This is a genomic window from Streptomyces sp. NRRL F-5630 (assembly GCF_000719475.1).
Lineage (GTDB): Bacteria > Actinomycetota > Actinomycetes > Streptomycetales > Streptomycetaceae > Streptomyces.
Genome location: NZ_JOGO01000172.1, coordinates 1 through 1,335 on the forward strand (window position 1 = coordinate 1; position 1,335 = coordinate 1,335).

A 1,335-nucleotide genomic window follows, 5' to 3' on the forward strand; every position below is an offset into this window, starting at 1 on the left:
GTTGGCGGGGGTGGGGTGGCGGGCCCATTGGATGGTGCCCTGGCCGCCGACGCGGGTGGGTGGGGCGGCGATCCAGGCGCCCTCGGAGAGGGGCTTGAGGCCGAGGGCCCGGGGGGACCAGCCGAGCCCGCGGACCAGGTCGCCCGCCTTCGTCGCGCCGCCCGGCAGGACGAGGAAGCGCATCCGGCGGTCGGGGGCCCGGGTGACCGGGCCGGGCGTCATGCCCATGCGTTCCATCCGGGCCAGCGCGAGGAAGCCCGCCGTCTCCGGCACCTCGATCGCGTCGAAGCTGCGGCCGGTGGGCAGCAGGATCGCGGCGGTGGGCCGCTCCGCCCACAGCTCGCGGGCCACGCTGGCGCTGCCGGTCGCCTGCGTCGCCCAGTTCTTGTCCGCCGGGTGCGCTCCCGGGGCCGGGCAGCCGCGGTCGCCGCACGAGCAGCGCTCCACGCCCCCGGCCGTTTCGAGCCAGACGCCGGGGACGACGTCCCAGTGCCGGTCCTCGGTGTACCGCACCGCCGTATCGGGCAGCGGCTGACCGCGCTGCTGCGAGGGGATCGTGCCTGCTCCGGTCACACCGAGGGTCTCTTCCACGCTCAGCACAACTCCCGCCGGGAACCGGGGTTACGGCCGCATCGGGGCCCCGCGTGGCAGGCCGCGCGCGGGGAGGGGCACCGACCCGGGGTGCGGGGCGCACGGGGGCATCGCCGGGGGCGCGTGGGAGCCGCCGGAGCCGGGGGAGGGTACCCAGGAGGGAGTGACTTTCCGGAACCCCGGCGGATGGACTCGGCCCCGGGCATATGCGGACTCCGGCATGGGGTCCGGGAGGGAGGGGAGAAGGAAGCGGAACGCCGTCGTACGCACCGTCGGCGGGCTCGTGGGACGGCCGCCCGCAGACCGGCGGCCCGTGGATCGGCGGCACGTAGACCGGCCGAGCCGCAACCGGGCCCGGCGGCCGGTGAGGCGGACAGGCGGACAGAGAGGGGGCTCGCACCGCATACGAGCCGGCCCGCCCCGTTCGGGACCCGGGACGCCGCGAGGAGGAGGGCGGCGATCGCGATCACGACTAGAGCCGGCCCGCCCCGTACGAGGCCGAGACGACCCCGTACGAGGCCGAGACGACCCCGTACGAGGCCCGGTACGACCCCGTACGAGGACGGTGCACGACTCCGCGCCAGGGATGGCACGACCCCGTACGAGGACGAGGTACGACCCCGTACGGAACGCCGCCCGTCCGCGTACCGCCCCCGCACCCCGCCCCAGCGCACCGCCCACCCCTGCCCCCTCCCCCCGCCCACACCCGCAACCAACCCCGCTCGCCCAGCCGCACCGCGACGG

General features: G+C 76.9%; 1 protein-coding gene. It reads right to left on the bottom strand.

Annotated features, from left to right (window positions below):
- A partial coding sequence (locus IF99_RS0130170) for a bifunctional DNA primase/polymerase (RefSeq protein ID WP_037828241.1) occupies positions 1–591 on the bottom strand: 591 nt, incomplete at its 3' end.
- Positions 592–1,335 lie beyond the last annotated feature (744 nt).